Raw genomic sequence first — 20,486 nt, 5'->3', positions numbered from 1 at the left:
CGAGTTCTCTTTATAAATTAATTGTATGTTGGTTAAATTCCAAAACTTGATCTTGCACCGCCGCTTACAAAAATAGCGTTAATTCTTGCTTTTTGTCCATTGGTAAACATATACATCCCTCTATCGTCTGTATAATCCATGTAGTTCATCGTCATCTCTACAGGTGTTCCTGCACAGGTACTTAAATGAGGATAAATAGGCACTCCAAAATTCGCTTCATTATGCGTTGGAGTATCTGTTACCAGATCACTCCCACAGTTAGTATCTCCCCAAATATGTCTAAGGTTCATCCAATGTCCAACTTCATGGGTAGCTGTTCTTCCCAAATTATAAGGGTAACTTATTCCAGAATTACTACTTACCCCAAAATATTTTGAATCAATAACCACTCCGTCAGTGGCTGCCGCACCTCCAGGAAATTGAGCATAACCTAAAATTCCTCCACCAATAGTACAAGCCCAGATATTTAAAGTTGTACTAGGAGAGGTTGGAGCAATTCCACCCTGATTGTTTTTTTTCATAGCGTCTTTAGTACCCCAAGAAGATTTGGTCGTAGCTTTACGATTAATTTTGACCAGTTCAAAAGTAATACCAATAGTAGCGGCAACATCAGTAAATAATGAAGGAGTGCTTGAAAAATCAGAATTTGTAGCAGTAAAATCTTGATTTAAAACATCAATTTGTGATTGAATTTGAGTGTCTGAAATATTTTCTGTAGCCGTCCGATATAGAACATTAACTACAACTGGGATAACAACTTTTCCATTGACTAACTTTTGAGTTAATTTTACTTTTTGGGTAAATTCTTCAATTTGATTCATCCGCATTGCTAAGGTAGGATCAGCAGCTAACTGTGCTTGAAGCACTTCTTGTGAAGCACAAATTCTTCTTTTGAGAGTTTGACTTTCAGTATTTGAATTTATTGTTTCTTCATTTTGACAGGAGAAAAGTGCTAGTATAAAAAGAGGGATTACTAAAAATTTTTTCATGATTTTTGGTTTTAAAATTTTGTAAAACAGTTAGTTGTATTAATTAACAATTTTATAACATTTATTTTTAGAATCCAATTTTGAAATGTTAATTTTACATGTAAGTATTTAATTATTAGTTATTTGTATCACCATTAAATAGAATCAATTTGATTTGTAATTTCATAAAGTGCGATCCCAGTAGCTTGAACTACATTCATGCTGCTGTTTTTTCCAAACATGTCAATATGCAGTGTTTGATTGCTATGCTTCAAAAATAATGGAGAAATTCCGTCTATTTCATTTCCAATTACTAAAGCTATTTTTTTGTTTTTAGGGAGTATGCATTGATGAAGCGACTTGCTTGTTGATGTAATTTCTAAAGCGATGATTTCAAATTGATTATCTTTTAAAAATGCTAAAACAGCTTCTTTTGAGTCGTTCAATTCATAAGAAACATGAAGGTGAGTATTTCTTGATGTTTTATTGATTTTTCTAGGATTCATTTGGTTTTCAATACCTATGAATATTATTTTCTCTACACCAAAAGCTTCACTTATTCTAAATAAAGATCCAATATTCGGCTGAAAGTGAATAGCGTCACATATTAAATATATTGGAAATCCTTTGCTTGTAAAGGGAAAAGATTCATGGGTTAATTGCATGAAAAGGGGTTTTAATTATTAAATGCGTAATGAATGATGTTAGCACCCATTTTTAGGGCTTTTTGATGTACTTCCGAAGGATCATTGTGAACTTCTTCATCTTCCCAACCATCACCCAAGTCACATTCATACGTGTATAGAAGGGTTAATCTATTATTGATAAAAATTCCAAAAGCTTGTGGTCTTTTACCATCATGTTCATGAATTTTGGGTAAGCCATTCGCAAAAGCAAAAGGTTTTTGAAATATACTATGGCTTGATGGAATTTCTATTAAATTCTGATTTGGAAAAAGTTTCTTAATTTCTTTTCTAATGTATTGATCCATGCCGTAATTGTCGTCTATATGAAGGAAGCCACCTGACTCCAAATATTTTCGCATATTTTCAATTTCAGATGCATTAAAAACAATATTTCCATGCCCAGTGGCGTGTATGTAAGGATATGAAAATAAATCTGGACTATCAGGGGTTACTGTGGAGGGCTTTGCTTTAATTTTAGTAGCAATCGTAGTATTACAAAAACGAATTAAATTTGGCAGTGAGGTCGGATTCGCATACCAATCGCCACCCCCATTGTATTTCAATAACGCGATTTCTTGAGCATAATTTCCGAAAGAAACAAAAAACAGCAAGAATAAAAAAAATCTAATCATTTATCAAAATTTTGGAATTTGCTTTACATTTATTCATTTAGTAACATTACACTATGGCAGGCTACAACGGCAGCCGTTTCTGTTCGAAGCCTCGTGTTGCCCAAACTTACAGGGCTATACTTATTAGAAATTGCCAACTGAATTTCATTTTCAGAAAAATCGCCTTCCGGACCAATTAGGATTGTTGTTTTAGTGTTGATTTCTAAAGAATCCTTCAATGTTTTTTTATCCGTTTCTTCACAATGAGCAATAAATAAAGCGCCTTCTTGATGTTGCTTTATGAATTCTTTATAAGAAACAGCATCGTTAAGTTTGGGTAAATAAAATTGATTACATTGTTTCATCGCAGTCAAAATTATTCTTTCAAATCGTTCTTTATTGATTACTTTTCTTTCTGATCGATCACAAATTATTGGCGTGATTTCTTGGATTCCAATTTCGGTTGCTTTTTCCAAAAACCATTCATAGCGATCATTCATTTTAGTAGGGGCAACTGCTAAATGTAAGGGGTGTGGTGAAGGTTTTTTTTCTTCAAAAGAGATAATTTCAACAGTACATTTAGTATCAGAAGCTAAAGTAATTTTTGTAGTAAATAAAAATCCTAAACCATTGGTAACATGCAGAATGTCACCATCTTTTTTACGCAATACTTTAATAATGTGTTTGCTCTCTTCTTTATCAAAAATAAATGAAGTGGAAGTGATTTCAATAGTTGAATTGTAAAATAATTGCATCTTAAAAAGTAATTCTAGCTTTTGATACTACCGAGGCTGTTTCAAAATGGTTTGATAAATATTTTTGATAACCTACTATTCCAATCATGGCAGCATTATCTGTGGTGTATTCAAATTTTGGAATAAATGTTTTCCATCCATACTTAGTTTCTGCACTTTTTAAAGTGGATCTTATGCCTGAATTAGCAGATACGCCTCCACCAATTGCTATTTGTTTTATACCTGTTTCTTGCACCGCAAGTTTCATTTTATCCATCAAAATGCTGATAATAGTATCTTGAATGGAAGCACAAATATCATTTTTATTTTCCTCAATGAAGTTACTGTTCTCTTTTACATTTTTTTGAACAAAATAAAGAATGGCCGTTTTCAATCCCGAAAAACTGAAGTCTAATCCAGGTACTTTAGGCTTTGTAAATGAAAAAGCTTTAGGATTTCCTGTTTGAGCTAATTTATCTACTAAAGGTCCTCCTGGATAAGGCAATCCTAGAATTTTGGCGCTTTTATCAAATGCTTCTCCTACGGCATCATCTGTAGTTTCTCCAATAATCGTCATGTCAAAAAAGCCGTCTACACGAACAATTTGGGTGTGACCTCCACTGATAGTTAGCGCTAAAAAAGGAAATTCAGGTTGCTCAAATCCTTCTTCTTCAATAAAGTGTGCCAAGATATGAGCATGCATATGATTTACTGCAATTAATGGAATTTGAAGAGCAGCAGCCATCGATTTTGCAAAAGAACTTCCCACTAGTAAAGACCCCATTAATCCTGGACCTTGAGTGAAGGCTATAGCAGAGAGCTGTTGCTTAGTAATTCCTGCTTTTTTTAAAGCCGCGTCTACAACGGGAACGATATTTTGTTGATGTGCCCTAGAAGCCAATTCGGGTACAACACCTCCATATTGATTATGAATGAGTTGATTGGCAACAACATTTGAAATGACTTTGTTATTAATAAGCACTGCAGCGGCCGTGTCATCACAAGAGCTTTCTATAGCAAGGATATAGACATTTTTATTTTGCATAAAAAGTAGACTAATTTTGAAATTTATTTGATAAATGCATGCAAAAAGGTTTAATTTTACAGCTTGGTCAAAATTAGCTAATTTTTATGAAAAGTCCGTTGAAGTCTTTGGATTTCTATAATTAATCAGTGTTTGTTCCATCAAGTAATTTTAATTTTCAGATTATCAAAAAAATAAAAAAAATACTTTTTCGCTTTCTTTTAGCTTTATTACTTCTGATTTTAGTACTCGGACTTTTGCTTTCATTTCCTGTTGTACAAACCAGAATAGCAAAGGAATTGATGACTGAAATTAACACTTCCTATGGCACTTCTATAGTAGTGGATGAAGTAGCAATTTCTGTTTTTGGAGGTGTAAAATTAAAGAAAGTGCTAATCACGGATCATCACAAAGATACATTAATCTTCGCAAATCGAATTAAGACCGATATTATTGGTATTAAAAAAATTATTGAGGGTGATTTGGTTTTTAACTCCATTCGATTGGAGGGGGTTTTATTTAATTTAAAGACCTATAAAAAAGAAAAAAACACGAATCTAGATGTCTTTATTGAGGCTTTCGAAACGGGCAAACCCGCTACAAAACCATTTTTGATGACCGCAAGAGAAGCTTTCATTTCTAATGGGCATTTTATCTTGACAGATGAAAATAGAGCGATTCCTAAAGATGTCGATTTTACGAAGCTATATGCGCAGATTAGTGATTTTAAAATTTTAGGACCTGAAGTTCAAACCAATATCAATCAATTAACGTTTAAGGATCATAGAGGTGTTTTTGTGAAGAAGTTAAGTGGTAAATTCAGTTACAACAAAAAACAGATACAAATTCGAAATTTAGATCTTGCTACCAAGGAATCCATACTTAGAGGTGATGTAGCGCTTCACTATAAAATTGAAGATTTTTCAGATTTTAATAATAAAGTACATTTTGATATTACTTTGCGATCAGCAAAAGTTGCATCTAACGATATTCGCTTTTTTTACAATGAATTAGGTCGTAATTTAAATTTTGTTGCCAAATCAAGAATTAATGGAACATTGAATAATTTGAAGCTCACTAATCTGCTTCTTTATGATGATAAAGGATCAAAAATAAAGGGAACTTTAAATTTTAGAAATCTTTTTCCATCACCTGGTCAGCAATTTTTTATGAAGGGAGAATTTCAATCCTTACTGACTAGCTATGATAATTTAGTTACAATTTTACCAAACGTTTTAGGTAAAACTCTTCCTTTAGAATTAAAAAAATTGGGGAATGTTGCATTTTTGGGCTCAACAGAACTGACTAGGCAAAATATTTCAGCCACTTTTAAAATGAAAACTGATATTGGCGATGTTGCTTCAGACATTGTTATTTTAAATATGAACCAATCGCAAAAAGCGAAATACAAAGGAAACATTACGCTTAGTGGATTTGATTTAGGAGTGCTTTTGGACCAAAAAACAATAGGAAAAACAGATGCAAACATACAAGTGGATGGTGTAGGTTTCACTAATAAAAGCTTACATACAAATGTTTCTGGTTCGGTCTCTAGTTTTAATTATAACAATTACACTTTTCAGAATATAAGTTTGGATGGACTCTTTAAAATGCCTTTCTATAAAGGAAAATTGGCAGTAAATGATCCAAATTTAGAAATGAATTTTGAAGGAATTGTAGATTTAAGTGGGACGCAAAATCGGTATGATTTTGATATTGATATAGAAAAAGCCCATTTACATCAGCTTCATTTCGACAGCGAAAAAATTTCTAACTTCAAGGGACAAATTAAAGTGGAAGCTGTTGGCAATTCAATTGATAACATTTACGGGAACGTATTGGTTAGCAATGTCAATTATCAAAACACCAAAAATAGCTATTCCTTTGATGACATACAGTTGTCTTCAGAATTCGATGAAGCCAAAGTCAGAACGATAACGCTTGCTTCAACAGATGTAGGGGAAGGACAAGTGGTGGGTAAATATAAGTTCAATCAGCTATATGCCCTTGTTCAGAATTCATTAGGTAGTCTCTATGGTAATTATAAGCCGATAAAAGTGGATAAAGGACAATATTTGAAATTTGATTTGACCATTCACGATAAAATTGTAGAAGCCGTTTTTCCGGCGATAAGTATGAAGGAGGGTTTGAAAATTAAAGGAAATATCGATGCTGATAAAAATGCTTTTAAAATGAATTTTTTATCAAATACGATTCAAGCCTCTGGAACTACTTTGGACAATATTAGAGTTGCGGTAGATAATAATAATCCGCTTTACAATGCCTATATTGAATTAGATAGTATTAAAACAGGATTTTATAAAATCAGAGATTTTAGTTTGATTAATGTAACCATGAAAGATTCTTTAAAAATCAGAACGGAATTTAAAGGCGGAAATAATGGTGAAGATATTTATAATTTGAATTTGTTTCATACTATTGATAAAAACAATAATAATGTTTTGGGATTTTCAAAATCAGAATTAAAATTTAAAGAGTATACTTGGAATATCAATGCAAATGATACTCAAAACAATCAAATAATTTTTGACAAAAAACTTCAAAATTTTGCCATAAATGATATTGTCCTAACACATGAAAGTCAGGAAATCGATTTAAGTGGTTTAATAAAGGGCACAACGTATAAAGATTTACATCTTAATTTTAAAAATGTTGATTTAAAGAAAATCACACCTGTTAATAAAAAGTTTGAGTTTAATGGAAATATAAGTGGTCAAGTTAATTTTGAGCAAGAGGGATTGGTTTACAAACCTACAGCTGCAGTTTTTGTTGATCGATTAAGAGTAAATAATGTTTTTTTTGGTAACCTCTCTTTAGACATAAAAGGAGATCAAAGTTTTAAAAAATTTGAGTTACAATCGCATCTTGAAAATGACAATTTTGAATCGTTTAGTACTTCGGGTAATTTTGAGATTGTCAATAATGAGACGGTACTAGATTTAGATATTAAACTTGATAAATTCAATTTAGCGTTCTTAACACCGGTAGCTGGTGATGTCTTAAGTAATATCAGGGGATTAGTTTCTGGTAATACAAAAGTGCAAGGTACTACTTCAAAACCTGACATAAATGGACGTTTATATCTAGAAGGTGCGGGGATCAACATTCCTTATTTAAATGTCGATTATGAGTTAAATGACAAGACGATTGTGGATCTTTCTAATGAGAAATTTTTATTCAGAAATAATGCTATTTTCGATACAAAATATAAAACTACAGGACTATTGAATGGGATTGTAGAGCACAACCAATTTTCAGATTGGAAATTAGATTTAAAGATTGATTCTAAGCGATTTTTGGCATTAGATACCAAAGATAGCGATGATGCAGCCTATTTTGGGACAGCTTTTATAGATGGATCTGCTCAAGTGAAAGGCCCTGTTGATGCTTTATTTATTAAGGTTGTTGCTAAATCTGAAAAAGGCACTTCGGTAAAAATCCCCATTAATAATGCTGAAAGCGTAAGTGAAAATGGGTTTATACATTTTATTACAGCTAAAGAAAAAAGCAACAATAAATTTGGTATTGTTGAAAAAATCAAAGATTATAACGGCTTAGAATTAGAGTTTGATTTTGATATTAATCCCGATGCAGAAGTAGAAGTCATACTTGATAGAAACACCGGCCACGGAATGAAAGGGAAGGGGTATGGGTCGCTTTTGTTCAAAATTAATACCTTAGGAAAATTTAATATGTGGGGAGATTTTCAGGCTTATGAAGGAACTTACAACTTTAAATATGGAGGGCTTATCGATAAAAAATTTGCCGTTAAAAAAGGAGGCTCTATCATTTGGGAAGGCAATCCGATGAAAGCGCAATTGAATTTAGAAGCTGTTTATAAAACTTCTGCAAATCCATCCGTTTTATTAGAGAATTCTTCATTGAATTCAAAAGTACCGGTGGAAGTAGTCGTGGGAATAAGAGGAGATTTAGCGCGACCCGAACCTGATTTTACTATTTTGTTTCCCACGGTTAGTTCTGTTTTAGAATCAGAGATTCAATACAAACTAAACGACAAAGATACTCGTTATACACAGGCCTTATATTTACTATCATCAGGTAGTTTTTTAAGCACCGAAGGGATTAGTCAATCTGATTTTTCTTCAAGTTTATTTGAGACGGCTTCAGGACTTTTGGGAGATTTAATTCAATCAAAAGATGATAAATTTAAAGTAGGTGTAAACGTCATCACTGCCGATAGAAGGGTAGGACGTGAAACAGATGGGCGATTCGTTGCAACTGTATCCTCTAAGTTAAATGAACGCATTACATTTAATGGAAAAGTAGGGGTACCTTTCGGCGGAGTGAATGAATCTGCTATTGTCGGAGACGTAGAAATCTTGTATCGAGTGAATGAAACAGGAAATTTCAATTTGAGATTGTTTAATAAAGAAAATGATATTAATTATATCGGTCAAGGAATTGGATATACGCAAGGAGTAGGTATTTCTTACGACCTAGATTTTGATACTTTTAAGGAATTTGTTGCGCAAATTTTCAAACGTCACAAACTAGTAGTTTCCTCAAATTCATCAGAAGTCATTCATGATTCAGCCTTGCCCCCTGATTACATCAATTTTAATAAATCAAAAAAGCCACCTAAAGAAAAACCAAAAAACAATCAAGAAGGTATAGTTCCGGAAGAAGAATAGCTTCTGAAATAGCATCACATTATCAACCCGTTAGTTCAAATCTAGCGGGTTTTTTAATTGCTGCATGGCTACACTTCGGTGAACATTTCTTAAAGAAAAATGAAAGGAAAGCAAAAGTAAAAATTAGTAATTATATAAAAATATAACAAATAACTGCTGTATTTTTAAAATATATGCATTTATTTATTGAAAAATGAAAACTTATCAACGAAAACGTTTGAATTTAAGGGAAAATATTAAAAATATTATAAGAAATTATTAAAAGTTATCAATGTTCCTTAAATTTACATATAAATATTTAGAAAATGTCAAAAACAATTAAAAAAATAGGAGTACTAACATCCGGAGGAGATTCGCCTGGTATGAATGCTGCAATTCGTTCTGTAGTTCGAACCTGTGCCTATCACAATATAGGGTGTGTTGGAATTTATAGAGGATATCAAGGAATGATTGAAGGCGACTTTAAAGAATTGGGACCTCGAAGTGTTAATAATATCATTAACAAAGGGGGAACATTTTTAAAATCAGCTAGATCTCAAGAATTTAGAACGCCTGAAGGGCGTAAACTAGCTCACGAAAATTTAGTAAAAGAAGGTATAGATGCACTTATCGTCATTGGTGGCGACGGATCTTTTACTGGAGGTTTGATATTTAACACCGAATATGATTTTCCTGTGATTGGAATTCCAGGGACTATTGATAATGATATTTATGGTACAAGTCATACACTAGGATATGATACGGCTTTAAATACTGTTGTAGAAGTAATTGATAAAATTAGAGATACTGCAAGCTCCCACAATCGATTATTTTTAGTTGAAGTAATGGGAAGGGATGCCGGACATATCGCTTTAAATGCGGGCATAGGTGCAGGCGCTGAAGAGATTTTGATTCCTGAAGAAGATTTAGGTTTAGAGCGTCTCTTAGAATCATTGAAAAAAAGTAAAACAACCGGTAAAACTTCTAGTATCGTTGTAATCGCTGAAGGGGATAAAACAGGTAAAAATGTTTTTGAATTGAAAGATTATGTTGAATCTAATTTTCCAGAATACGATGTGCGTGTATCGGTTTTAGGACACATGCAACGAGGAGGAGCGCCCTCATGTTTTGATAGAGTATTAGCTAGTAGATTAGGGGTAAAAGCTGTTGAATCTATACTAGAAGGTAAATCCAACTTAATGGTGGGATTGCTAAATGATAAGATTGAGCTTACACCACTTGAACAAGCGATCAAGGGACATACTGAAATCAACAAGGAATTACTTCGTGTTTCTGATATAATGTCCATTTAAAAAAAAATATAACCTAAAGAAAAAAAAATTAATTTAAATTTAGTAAACATGTCAAAAGTAAAATTAGGAATAAACGGTTTTGGTAGAATTGGAAGAATTGTATTTAGAGAATCTTTCAATAGAGATAATGTTGAAGTTGTTGCAATCAATGACTTATTAGATGTAGATCATTTAGCTTATTTACTTAAATATGATTCAGTTCACGGCCGTTTTGATGGAACTGTTGAAGTAAAAGAAGGAAAATTATTCGTTAACGGTAGAAATATTCGTATAACCGCAGAAAGAAATCCAGCAGATTTAAAATGGAATGAAGTTGATGTTGATGTAGTTGCTGAATGTACAGGTATTTTTACCACTTTAGAAACTGCTAATGAACATATTAAAGGTGGCGCTAAGAAAGTAATCATTTCTGCTCCATCTGCTGATGCACCTATGTTTGTAATGGGAGTAAATCATACAGAAGCTAAAGCGTCTGATGTAATTGTTTCTAACGCATCTTGTACTACTAACTGTTTAGCACCTTTAGCAAAAGTTATCAATGATAATTTCGGAATTGTGGAAGCTTTAATGACTACGGTACACGCTACTACATCCACACAAATGACTGCTGACGGGCCATCAAGAAAAGATTGGAGAGGCGGTCGTGCTGCTGCAATCAATATCATCCCTTCTTCAACTGGTGCTGCAAAAGCGGTTGGAAAAGTAATACCTGCATTGAATGGGAAATTAACAGGTATGGCTTTCCGTGTTCCAACTGCCGATGTATCCGTAGTAGATTTAACTGTAAAAGTTGCTAAGGAAACTTCATACGAGGAAATTATGGCTGCTTTAAAAACTGCTTCTGAAACAACAATGAAAGGTGTTTTAGGTTTTACTGAAGATGCAGTAGTTTCTCAAGATTTCATTTCTGATAAAAGAACTTCTATCATTGATGCAAATGCTGGAATCGGATTAAATTCAACCTTCTTTAAATTAGTTTCTTGGTATGATAACGAATATGGTTATTCAAGCAAATTGATTGATTTATCTGTTCATATTTCAGGTTTAAAATAAAAAAAAATAAAATTAAACTTTCGAAAATCTCAAATTTTCGAAAGTTTTTCTATTTTTACAAAACACACTAGTACATTTTCCTAGTGTGTTTTGTATCTATTATAAATTTAAAAACAAAAAACTGTATGAAATTAATTGTTGACAGTGGTTCTACAAAAGCAGATTGGATTGCGATTGATGATAAAGGTAAAGTGCTTTTTACCACACAAACTTTAGGATTAAATCCTGAAATTTTAAATGAGAAAGAAATAGTAGATCGATTAAACGATCGTTTTGATATTTTGCAGAATAAAAATGCAGCCACTCATTTGTTCTTTTATGGAGCGGGATGTGGTACAGCAAGAATGATTCAATTACTAACACAAGCCTTTCAAGAATATTTTCCAAATGCGATTGTAAGTGTTCAAGAAGATACTTATGCAGCAGTGTATGCTACTACTCCAAAAGGGGAAGAAGCTATCGTGAGCATCCTAGGAACGGGATCAAATTGTAGTTTTTTTGATGGTAAAAAATTACACCAAAAAGTGCAATCATTGGGTTACATTATTATGGATGATTGTAGTGGTAATGTGTTTGGTAAAGAATTAATCAGAAAGTATTATTTCAATAAAATGCCAAAAGAATTAGCTGTAGAGTTTGAGAAAGACTATAATGTTGATCCTGATTTTATCAAAAATAAATTATATAAAGAACCTAATCCAAATGCATATTTGGCAACATTTGCAAAGTTTTTAATCAAACATAAAGAAAGTGAATTTTGTAAAAAAATTATTTACAAAGGGATGAAATCTTTTGTGAAAAATTATATCAAACAATATGAGAATCATCAAGAAGTACCTGTGCATTTTGTTGGATCAATTGCTTTTTATTTAAAAGATGAATTACAAGTAGTTTTTGATAAATATGAATTAAAATTAGGTAACGTGCTACGTAGACCAATTGATGGTTTAATTGCTTATCATGTAGCTAATAATTAATTATGGAAATAGCTATAATTGCGCATGATGGCAAAAAGCAGGAATTAGTTGAATTTTTAATCAAAAATAAAGTATTGCTTACTTCTCAAAATATTAGTTTGATTGCTACAGGAACTACCGGTGGTAAAGCAGAAGCCGAAGGTTTTAAAGTTCGCAGAATGCTATCTGGACCTTTAGGAGGTGATGCTCAAATTGCGGGTAGAGTGGGTGAAGGGAAAACGAAAATGGTCCTTTTTTTTAAAGATCCATTATCTAGCCACCCACATGAAGCAGATATCAACATGCTAATTCGAGTTTGTGATGTACACAATGTACCTTTAGCTACTAATGCCGCAACCGCACAATTGCTTTTAAATGCTATAGCATTGCAATCATAGAGATTTCTACATTTACATTTTTTGGCAGACATGCCACTTGAACCGTTTCACGAGCTGGAGCGGTTTTTTCGTTAAAATAAGAACCATAAACTTGATTAATCGCAGCAAAATCATTCATGTTCGAAATGAATATACTTGTTTTTAGCACGTTTTCAAAAGTCATTCCTGCCGCTTCTAAAACAGCTTTCATATTTTGCATCACTTGTTCGGTTTCATTTTCGATAGTGTCAATTACAAGTGCACCCGTTGATGGGTTAATGGCAATTTGTCCAGAGGTGTAAAGAGTATCGCCTTTAAGTATAGCTTGATTGTAAGGACCAATTGGAGCAGGGGCCTGTTCCGTAAATATTACTTTTTTCATTGTTTTTAAAATCTATGATTATTTTACTGTTTTGTCGTTAACTCTTCTTTTGTTCCATTTAATATCGCTTAAAACACCTGATTTTATTCCTATGAAAAAATTCCAGTTAGAATATTCTCCAAAGGGTGTCCAGTTGAAATCCATTCTCCAACTTAGCAAATCTCTTTCAAATCTAATTTGAGTAAAAGTGATTCCTTTTTGCACAAAATCATAACCTGTAGATATCCCAGCTTTCCATTTTGGAGTTAAATCTGCGTTTGCAGAAATCATAATCGAATTATTGATAATTTTTCTTTCGCGATTCGCATTACCGTAAGTTAAAGAATAGGCAAAAGTCATGTCCCAAGGTAATTTTGATCTAAAAAAGGTAGTGATTACATCTTCACCCTGATTTTCATCTGTCTCTTTAAATTGACTCTTCTGATTTAAAACATCTTGACTTTTTCCAAACAAATCGTCTTCTCTTCCGCCATTTCTTTTAACTTGGCTATCCTTGTCACTCGATTTATCAAAATCACTACTTGCAATGGAATAATTCAATGTCATGTTGGCGCTAGTCATCCTAAACAAACTTCCGCCATTGTTTATGTTGTATATATTGATACGATTGCCATTATTATCAATTGCATAAGGATCTAATGTTGCGCCAAAGTTGACTTGCATTTTGTCTTTAAACAGTTGAGTTCCTCCACTTACTCTAACTGGTGACCAGGCGAGTGTTGTTTTACCGTCAGCATTTAAATCATAACTTGTTGACAAATTAAAGTTGTTTAACAGCATGATTTTTTTGGGTTCTACTTTGGTACTATCACTATCAGTCACTTTTGCTTCAAAAGTGTTACTCAAATCAAATCCAATGGAATTAGAGTTGTTTAAACCAGGAGCCCCATAAATACCTCCTTCAAATCTAGTATACTGTTTGATCATTTTTCCACTTGCATCGGCAGCATAGGTATCGTAGTATTTTTCAAAACTTGGTGTATATCCGTAAGAAATAGAAGGTCTCATTACGTGTCGTATAGATTTGATTTTCTTATCATCGCCAAAATTGAAAGTTCCATATATTGTAGTACCAATACTACTTGAAAGCGAATAAGTTCTGAATGCATCAAAACCATTGACCGTTTCATCTACTACTTTATTACTATTTGTGTCAAAATATCGGTTTATCGTTTTTAAATACCATACTTCTTCATAATTGGCCGAGGCGGATGCACTAAAATATTTAAAAATTTTAAAGTTGGTACTAATAGGAATACTGTGCTGCATTCCCACTTGAGCATTTTTAAACATTTCAGGCTTGAAGAATAAGGAATCATTAGTTACAAAACTGTTTCTTCCGTTTAAGTTGTATTGTAAATTAATGTTTTTTATAAACCCTTTTTTGATTCCATCACCTTTGGCAAATGGAAAAATTCGATCCACGCTTAATTGAAGGGTTGGTAATGTCATATTGATTTCGCTCGTTTGGGTATTTTGAGTATGAGTAGCGGATAATGACATTCTAACTTGTGGAACAGAATTAAATGTTTTTGAGTACGAAATAGAAGAACTTAAGGTGTTGTTTAAATTTGATCCTAAATTCTGAACATTTATAGATTGTTGAAAGTATTTACTGCTTCCTAAGTTGACTGAAGCAGAAAAACTTGAATTTGGATTAGATTTACCATCTTTGGAATGTGACCATTGAAGATTGTATATTGTTTGTTTAGAATAATCAGGATATCCTCGTTCACTATTAATTAAATTTTCAAATCTAAAGTTGAAATTTCCTCTATAATTATATCTTTTAGCATAACTTGACTCAAAACGCATTCCATAACTTCCATTGGTATAATAATCGCCCAAAACGGTTAAATCATAATGATCGCTTAATGCAAAATAATATCCGAAATTTTGTAAAGAAAAACCGCGAGCATTAGAATCGTTATAACTAGGTAAAATGATACCAGAAACACTAGTTTCTTTACTCATTGGAAAATAGGCAAAGGGCAGGGCTATCGGAGTGGGTACATCAGCGATAACCATATTGGTTAACCCCGTAATTACTTTTTTTCCTGGGATAAATTTGACTTTATTCGTTTGAAAATAATACTCAGGATTATCAATGTTTTTTGAAGTGGTAAAACGAGCCCCTTTTAAAAAATAAACCGAATCGTTTTCTTTTTTTGTGATAGCGGCCTTTATTTTAAATTCGCCTTGATCGGATCTGGAATTCCAGATCAACGCTTTTTTAGTTTTGAAATTGAAACGAATCGAATCGGGTTCAACAACATTGGCTCCTTGTTTAAAAATAGGATATTGTGTAAGCTTTCCAGTAGAGTCTTTAATTCTCCCAGCATACACTTCTTCTTTTTCGTAATCCATTACAATCAAGCCTGATTTTAATTCAATGTCTTGGTAATACAATTCGGCTTTGTCATAAAGCGTGATTAATTTCTTCTTTTGATCTACCTTAGCATACTTTTGGGCACGATAATTTACTTTTCCTTCTAAAAACGCTTTTTTCACCTTTACAGTATCTTTTTGAACTGTATCCGTTTCGATTGTTGCTATGGGTGCATTTTGTTTTTCTTTTCTCTGTTTTCTTTCAGAAGTTTTTGAGGGAATAGGAGTAGATTTTTTCTTTATATCTTGAGAGTAGGTACTATTTGTTCCTGACAAAACGAGTAAAGAAATTAAAACGATATTAAATATGTTTGTACGCAAAGGTTTAAATGCTATTTTTGTAAAAATGATGGATCGCTTTTTGAGACTTCAAACTTACATATATTTTTTTGCAAAAATAATCAATTAACAATATTATAGCTGTAGTCCCTTAATAAAATTAATTTTAAAACTTATGAATATCAAGATTTCTATAAAAGTAATGCTGAGTTCCTCTTTCCTTTTTCTTTCATTATTTTCTTATAGTCAGACTAGTGCGTTTAGAGTAGCTCTCGATGCAGGACATGGTGGACATGATACTGGGGCAAAATATAATGGGCGAATAGAGAAGGATGTAGCCTTGTCCGTAGTTTTAAAAGTCGGAAAAATATTAGAAGATACGAAACAAATAGAGACCATTTATACTCGTAAAACGGATGTTTTTATTGAATTAAATGAACGAGCTAACATAGCCAACAAAGCCAAAGCAACCATTTTTGTCTCTATCCATTGTAATGCGAACAAAAACACCGTTGCGGATGGTACGGAAACTTATGTAATGGGGGTGACTAAATCCGCGTCAAATTTAGATGTGGCAAGAAAAGAAAATGCTGTAATTACCCTTGAGAAAGATTACAAACAAAAATACGAAGGCTATGATCCAAATTCTCCAGAATCATTAATTGGAATGACACTGATGCAAGAGGAGTATTTAGAAAACAGCATTTCACTGGCATCAAATGTGGAAAATGAATTTGAGAAATTAGGAAAAAGGATTCGTGGCGGAGGCGTTAAACAGGCGGGGTTTTTAGTATTACATAGAGCTTATATGCCGAGAGTATTGATAGAAATGGGATTTATTTCTAATCCAGCTGAAGGTGCTGTGTTAGCTTCTGAAAATGGACAAAACGAAATTGCACAAGCCATTGCTAAAGCGATAATTAATTACAAAAATGATTTTTTTGGCAGTTTTTCTGAAAACTCTATTCCTGAAGAAAAAAAAGCGGAACCTAAAAAGGTTGAAAGTCCGATAATTAAAGAGAGTCCTAAAATGGTATCGGGCACGGTTTTTAAAATTCAAATATCAGCGAGTTATATTGATCTAGAGTTGGCACCTAAAAATTTCAAAGGACTAGATACAATTTCAGTTGAAAAAGAAAATAATCTGTATAAATATTTTTACGGAGAAACCCCAGATTATAATCAAGCCAAAGAAAACTTAAAACTAGCTAAGTCGAAAGGATTTACTTCTGCCTTTCTGATTGCTTTCAAGGATGGAAAAAAAATTAGTGTACAAGAAGCTATCAAATAAATCCACTAGTTCATTATTTTATTTTATTTTTGCGCAAAATCTTATATTTTGAAACTAACAAAAGAAATCAAAACGGCTATAATAGTAATCACTGCTATTTTATTATTTATTTGGGGATATAGTTTTTTAAAAGGACGAGATCTTTTTACTAATTACCAAACGTATTATGTAGAATATGAAAATGTAGAAGGTATTATGCCTTCCTCGGCCGTAACTTTAAACGGGTTGTCTATTGGTAAAGTTGCTGCCATTACTATTGATCCTAATAGCGGTAAGCTGATGGTTGAATTACAAGTAAATACAGATTTTCCTATATCAAAGTCAAGTGAAGCCGTTATTTATGAACCCGGACTAATCGGTGGAAAGCAAATTGCGATTCGCCCGAATCTAAAAGACAAAGTGTTACTTGAAAACGGTGCTTCTATAAAAGGTGCTGTCGAACTTGGATTAACCGCAAGTATGGGGCAAAAATTAGTGCCTCTACAAGAAAAAATTGAAAAATTATTAACTAATGCCGATTTGATGCTTTCAGGTATCAATAACGTTTTGGATCAAAAAGGACAAGCCGACTTAAAAAATAGTTTATCAGAATTAAACAAAACCATGACGCAATTTCACAAAGCATCGGCTAGTGTGAATGGGTTATTAGATGAAAATAAAAATCAGATAAAAGGTGTGGTGACTAATTTCAATAAAGTGTCTGCAAATTTTTCAAAAATATCCGATTCTTTACAAAAAGCAAATCTTGGAAAAACGGTGGCTGAATTAAATAAAACCTTAGCCAATGTAGATAAAATTATGGCTAATTTGGAGTCTGGCAAAGGAACAATGGGTAAATTATTGAAAGACGAAGCCCTTTATACTAATTTAGCTAAAACGTCAAAAGAATTGGAACTATTGCTACAAGACGTACGTTTACATCCTACTCGATATGTCAATGTTTCCGTTTTTGGAAAGAAAAATAAACCCTATATTGCTCCAGAATTAGATTCACTATCAAAAGCCAAAAACTAACTACTTATGAATTTTTTAGACAATGTTTTATTTGCCATACTCCTTTTTGCAGGATTTGGCTACTTTTTTAGTAACGTAAAAAAGATTATTCGCAACATTAATTTAGGAACTGCTATCGATCGAAGTGACAATCCTAAAGAGCGTTGGAAAAACATGGCAATGATTGCCTTAGGACAATCAAAAATGGTAAAAAGACCCGTTGCAGGCATTTTACATATCATCGTATATTTAGGATTTATCATTATTAACATTGAGCTTTTAGAGATCATTATTGATGGACTTTTTGGAACACACCGTGTTTTTGCTTTTCTAGGAAGTGGCTATAATTTCTTGATTGGTTCTTTCGAAATTTTAGCTGTTTTGGTTCTTTTAGCAGTAGTAGCATTTTGGACCCGAAGAAATATTATAAAACTCAATCGATTTCTTAGTTCGGATTTGAAGGGGTATCCAAAAAATGATGCCAATTACATCTTGTATTTTGAGGTAGTTTTAATGTCTTTATTCTTGTTAATGAATGCATCAGATCTTCATTTACAACAAGTTCCTGGCGGATTTTCTCATTTTATCAAAGCAGGGTCATTTCCTGTAAGTCAATTTATTGCTCCAATATTTAATGGGATGTCAAATGAATTAGTGATGGTTTTATCTGAGCTATTTTGGTGGTTACACATTGTAGGAATATTGATATTTATGAATTATTTGTATTATTCAAAACATCTCCATATTATTCTAGCTTTTCCAAATACTTATTTTGCTAATTTAAAGCCACAAGGACAATTTGACAATTTAGCAGCTGTAACCAATGAAGTTAAATTGATGATGGATCCTAATGCAGATCCATTTGCTGCGCCTACTACAGAAAATGTTGTTCCTTCAAAGTTTGGCGCAAGTGATGTAATGGATTTGAATTGGGTTCAATTGATGAATGCCTACACTTGTACGGAATGCGGGCGTTGTACGTCTTCTTGTCCTGCAAATCAAACCGGGAAAAAACTTTCTCCACGTAAGATTATGATGGATACAAGAGATCGTTTGGAAGAAGTGGGAAAAAATATCGACAAAAATAAAGGTGTATTTGTTCCTGACTCTATTTCTCTTTTGAATAATTATATTACTGCAGAAGAACTGTGGGCTTGTACTTCATGTAATGCATGTGTTGAGGAATGTCCGGTAAATATCAGTCCGTTATCTATTATTATGGACATGCGTAGGTATTTAGTCATGGAGCAAAGTGCCGCTCCAATGCCATTAAATGCTATGATGACCAATATTGAAAACAATGGAGCACCTTGGCAATACAATCAACAAGACCGTTTGAATTGGAAAAACGAGCACTAATACTAGTACCAAATAATCATTAATCAAAAATAGATGGCTTTAAAATTTAAAACCATTTTATTGCAACAATAAAAAAGAATTTTTATGTCAGAAAATTTAATCGTACCAACAATGGCCGAGATGCTTGCACAAGGAAAACAACCTGAAGTTTTGTTTTGGGTAGGATGTGCAGGAAGTTTTGACGATAGAGCTAAAAAAATCACAAAAGCTTTCGTGCGTATTTTAAATCGTTCCAATGTTTCCTTTGCTGTTTTAGGAGCAGAAGAAAGTTGCACAGGAGATCCGGCTAAAAGAGCTGGTAATGAATTTTTATTTCAAATGCAGGCCATGATGAATATTGAGGTTTTAAATGCATACGAAGCTAAAAAAATTGTAACCGCTTGTCCACATTGCTTTAATACTTTAAAAAATGAATATCCGGAATTAGGAGGAATGTACGAAGTCGTTCATCATACAGAATTTTTGAAATCCTTACTTGATGATGGCCGATTAACTATTGAAGGTGGCAACTTTAAGGGAAAGAAAATTACTTTTCATGACCCTTGCTATTTGGGAAGAGCTAATAAAGTGTATGAAGCTCCAAGAGATTTAATTCAAAAATTAGATGCGGAGTTAGTAGAAATGAAACGCTCCAAAGCTAATGGATTGTGTTGTGGAGCCGGCGGAGCGCAAATGTTTAAGGATGCTGAAGAAGGAAATAAGGAAATTAATATTGAACGTACAGAAGATGCTTTAGAAACACAACCTAACATTATAGCTACGGGATGTCCATTTTGCAATACCATGCTAACTGATGGCATCAAAAACAAAGAAAAAGAAGGGGAAGTGAAAGTATTAGATATCGCTGAACTAATAGCTAATGCTCAAGACTTATAACGAATAAAATAAAAAAATTATGTACCACCCGTTTGAAGATTTACCCGAAGATTCTAAAATTTGGATCTACCAATCCAATAGAAAATTTTCTGATGCAGAAATTATCGAGATCGAAGAGGCTTTGCAATCGTTTTTGAATGATTGGGCTGCTCATGGTACAAGTTTGGTATGCTCTTATTTATTGAAATACAATCGATTTATTATTATTGCAGTCGATCAAGAAGTGCAAGCAGCTACAGGTTGTTCCATTGATAGTTCCGTAGAATTTATTCAAGGTTTGGAAAAAAAATACAATGTAGATTTGTTAGATAAAATGAATGTAACGTTTAAGTTAGGAGAACATATCGCACATAAAACTTTGATTGATTTTAAAAAAATGGTCAAAGATAAAGCGGTGACTGAGAACACTATTGTTTTTAATAATTTAGTCAATACTATTCAAGAATTTAATGAATCATGGGAAGTTCCCGCTGCAGATAGTTGGCACGGAAGATTCTTCTAATATTTACAAAAACTAGATTTATATCTAGTTTTTTTTTATTTT

17 protein-coding genes are annotated in these 20,486 nt (G+C 32.8%); 10 read left to right on the top strand and 7 right to left on the bottom strand.

Translation table 11 applies throughout. The features are described 5' to 3' along the window. Nucleotides 1-32: 32 nt before the first annotated feature. From ACSVH7_RS11555 to tsaD, 5 genes are all read right to left on the bottom strand, one after another. On the bottom strand, nucleotides 33-989 hold the full coding sequence (locus ACSVH7_RS11555; RefSeq protein WP_438066853.1) for a zinc metalloprotease: 957 nt from the start codon (nucleotides 987-989) through the stop codon (nucleotides 33-35). A gap of 134 nt (nucleotides 990-1,123) precedes the next feature. After that, nucleotides 1,124-1,633, bottom strand: coding sequence for a TrmH family RNA methyltransferase (locus ACSVH7_RS11550; protein ID WP_438066852.1), 510 nt, complete (start codon nucleotides 1,631-1,633; stop codon nucleotides 1,124-1,126). An 11-nt stretch (nucleotides 1,634-1,644) separates the two neighbouring features. Continuing rightward, a complete protein-coding gene (locus ACSVH7_RS11545) occupies nucleotides 1,645-2,286 on the bottom strand; it encodes a DUF4159 domain-containing protein (RefSeq protein ID WP_438066851.1) in 642 nt (213 codons plus the stop codon). 29 nt (nucleotides 2,287-2,315) lie between these two features. Then, nucleotides 2,316-3,020, bottom strand: a complete 705-nt coding sequence (locus tag ACSVH7_RS11540; protein ID WP_438066850.1) for a 16S rRNA (uracil(1498)-N(3))-methyltransferase — start codon at nucleotides 3,018-3,020, stop codon at nucleotides 2,316-2,318. Between the two features lies 1 nt (nucleotide 3,021). Continuing rightward, nucleotides 3,022-4,044, bottom strand: coding sequence for a tRNA (adenosine(37)-N6)-threonylcarbamoyltransferase complex transferase subunit TsaD (tsaD, locus tag ACSVH7_RS11535; protein ID WP_438066849.1), 1,023 nt, complete (start codon nucleotides 4,042-4,044; stop codon nucleotides 3,022-3,024). 281 nt (nucleotides 4,045-4,325) lie between these two features. Here tsaD and ACSVH7_RS11530 point away from each other — a divergent pair, with 281 nt between their 5' ends. The 5 genes from ACSVH7_RS11530 (at nucleotide 4,326) to ACSVH7_RS11510 (ending at nucleotide 12,395) form a co-directional block, all read left to right on the top strand. Further along, a complete protein-coding gene (locus ACSVH7_RS11530; RefSeq protein ID WP_438066848.1) occupies nucleotides 4,326-8,696 on the top strand; it encodes a translocation/assembly module TamB domain-containing protein in 4,371 nt (1,456 codons plus the stop codon). A gap of 305 nt (nucleotides 8,697-9,001) precedes the next feature. After that, on the top strand, nucleotides 9,002-9,988 hold the full coding sequence (gene pfkA / locus ACSVH7_RS11525; protein ID WP_438066847.1) for a 6-phosphofructokinase: 987 nt from the start codon (nucleotides 9,002-9,004) through the stop codon (nucleotides 9,986-9,988). Nucleotides 9,989-10,036: 48 nt separating this feature from the next. Then, the gene (gene gap / locus ACSVH7_RS11520) at nucleotides 10,037-11,041 is read left to right on the top strand and encodes a type I glyceraldehyde-3-phosphate dehydrogenase (RefSeq protein ID WP_438066846.1); all 1,005 of its coding nucleotides are present in this window, start codon (nucleotides 10,037-10,039) and stop codon (nucleotides 11,039-11,041) included. Nucleotides 11,042-11,166: 125 nt separating this feature from the next. Next, a complete protein-coding gene (locus ACSVH7_RS11515) occupies nucleotides 11,167-12,018 on the top strand; it encodes an N-acetylglucosamine kinase (RefSeq protein WP_438066845.1) in 852 nt (283 codons plus the stop codon). A gap of 2 nt (nucleotides 12,019-12,020) precedes the next feature. Further along, nucleotides 12,021-12,395, top strand: a complete 375-nt coding sequence (locus ACSVH7_RS11510) for a methylglyoxal synthase (protein WP_438066844.1) — start codon at nucleotides 12,021-12,023, stop codon at nucleotides 12,393-12,395. Here the strand turns inward: ACSVH7_RS11510 and ACSVH7_RS11505 are convergent. Together ACSVH7_RS11505 and ACSVH7_RS11500 are read right to left on the bottom strand one after the other, a co-directional pair. After that, nucleotides 12,376-12,756 carry a RidA family protein gene (locus tag ACSVH7_RS11505; RefSeq protein ID WP_438066843.1) on the bottom strand — a complete coding sequence of 127 codons (381 nt, stop codon included), beginning with the start codon at nucleotides 12,754-12,756 and terminating at the stop codon, nucleotides 12,376-12,378. The two genes, ACSVH7_RS11510 and ACSVH7_RS11505, sit on opposite strands and share 20 nt — an antisense overlap. 18 nt (nucleotides 12,757-12,774) lie before the next feature. After that, a complete protein-coding gene (locus tag ACSVH7_RS11500) occupies nucleotides 12,775-15,465 on the bottom strand; it encodes a putative LPS assembly protein LptD (protein WP_438066842.1) in 2,691 nt (896 codons plus the stop codon). A gap of 133 nt (nucleotides 15,466-15,598) precedes the next feature. Here ACSVH7_RS11500 and ACSVH7_RS11495 point away from each other — a divergent pair, with 133 nt between their 5' ends. The 5 genes from ACSVH7_RS11495 to ACSVH7_RS11475 all read left to right on the top strand — a co-directional run bounded on the left by ACSVH7_RS11495 (nucleotide 15,599) and on the right by ACSVH7_RS11475 (nucleotide 20,444). Continuing rightward, entirely contained in the window at nucleotides 15,599-16,714 is a 1,116-nt protein-coding gene (locus tag ACSVH7_RS11495) for an N-acetylmuramoyl-L-alanine amidase family protein (RefSeq protein WP_438066841.1), read from the top strand. Nucleotides 16,715-16,762: 48 nt separating this feature from the next. Next, complete coding sequence (locus ACSVH7_RS11490) at nucleotides 16,763-17,728, top strand: MlaD family protein (RefSeq protein ID WP_438066840.1); 966 nt, start codon at nucleotides 16,763-16,765, stop codon at nucleotides 17,726-17,728. A 6-nt stretch (nucleotides 17,729-17,734) separates the two neighbouring features. Then, nucleotides 17,735-19,066 carry a 4Fe-4S dicluster domain-containing protein gene (locus ACSVH7_RS11485; protein ID WP_438066839.1) on the top strand — a complete coding sequence of 444 codons (1,332 nt, stop codon included), beginning with the start codon at nucleotides 17,735-17,737 and terminating at the stop codon, nucleotides 19,064-19,066. 84 nt (nucleotides 19,067-19,150) lie between these two features. After that, nucleotides 19,151-19,942, top strand: coding sequence for a (Fe-S)-binding protein (locus ACSVH7_RS11480; RefSeq protein ID WP_438066838.1), 792 nt, complete (start codon nucleotides 19,151-19,153; stop codon nucleotides 19,940-19,942). 19 nt (nucleotides 19,943-19,961) lie between these two features. After that, nucleotides 19,962-20,444, top strand: coding sequence for an ABC transporter ATPase (locus tag ACSVH7_RS11475; RefSeq protein ID WP_438066837.1), 483 nt, complete (start codon nucleotides 19,962-19,964; stop codon nucleotides 20,442-20,444). The last annotated feature ends 42 nt before the right edge of the window (nucleotides 20,445-20,486 follow it).

The organism is Flavobacterium sp. TSSA_36, from assembly GCF_051547165.1.
Lineage (GTDB): Bacteria > Bacteroidota > Bacteroidia > Flavobacteriales > Flavobacteriaceae > Flavobacterium.
Note: the sequence above shows the minus strand (reverse complement) of the source record. Positions and strands in the feature narration are given on the sequence as shown.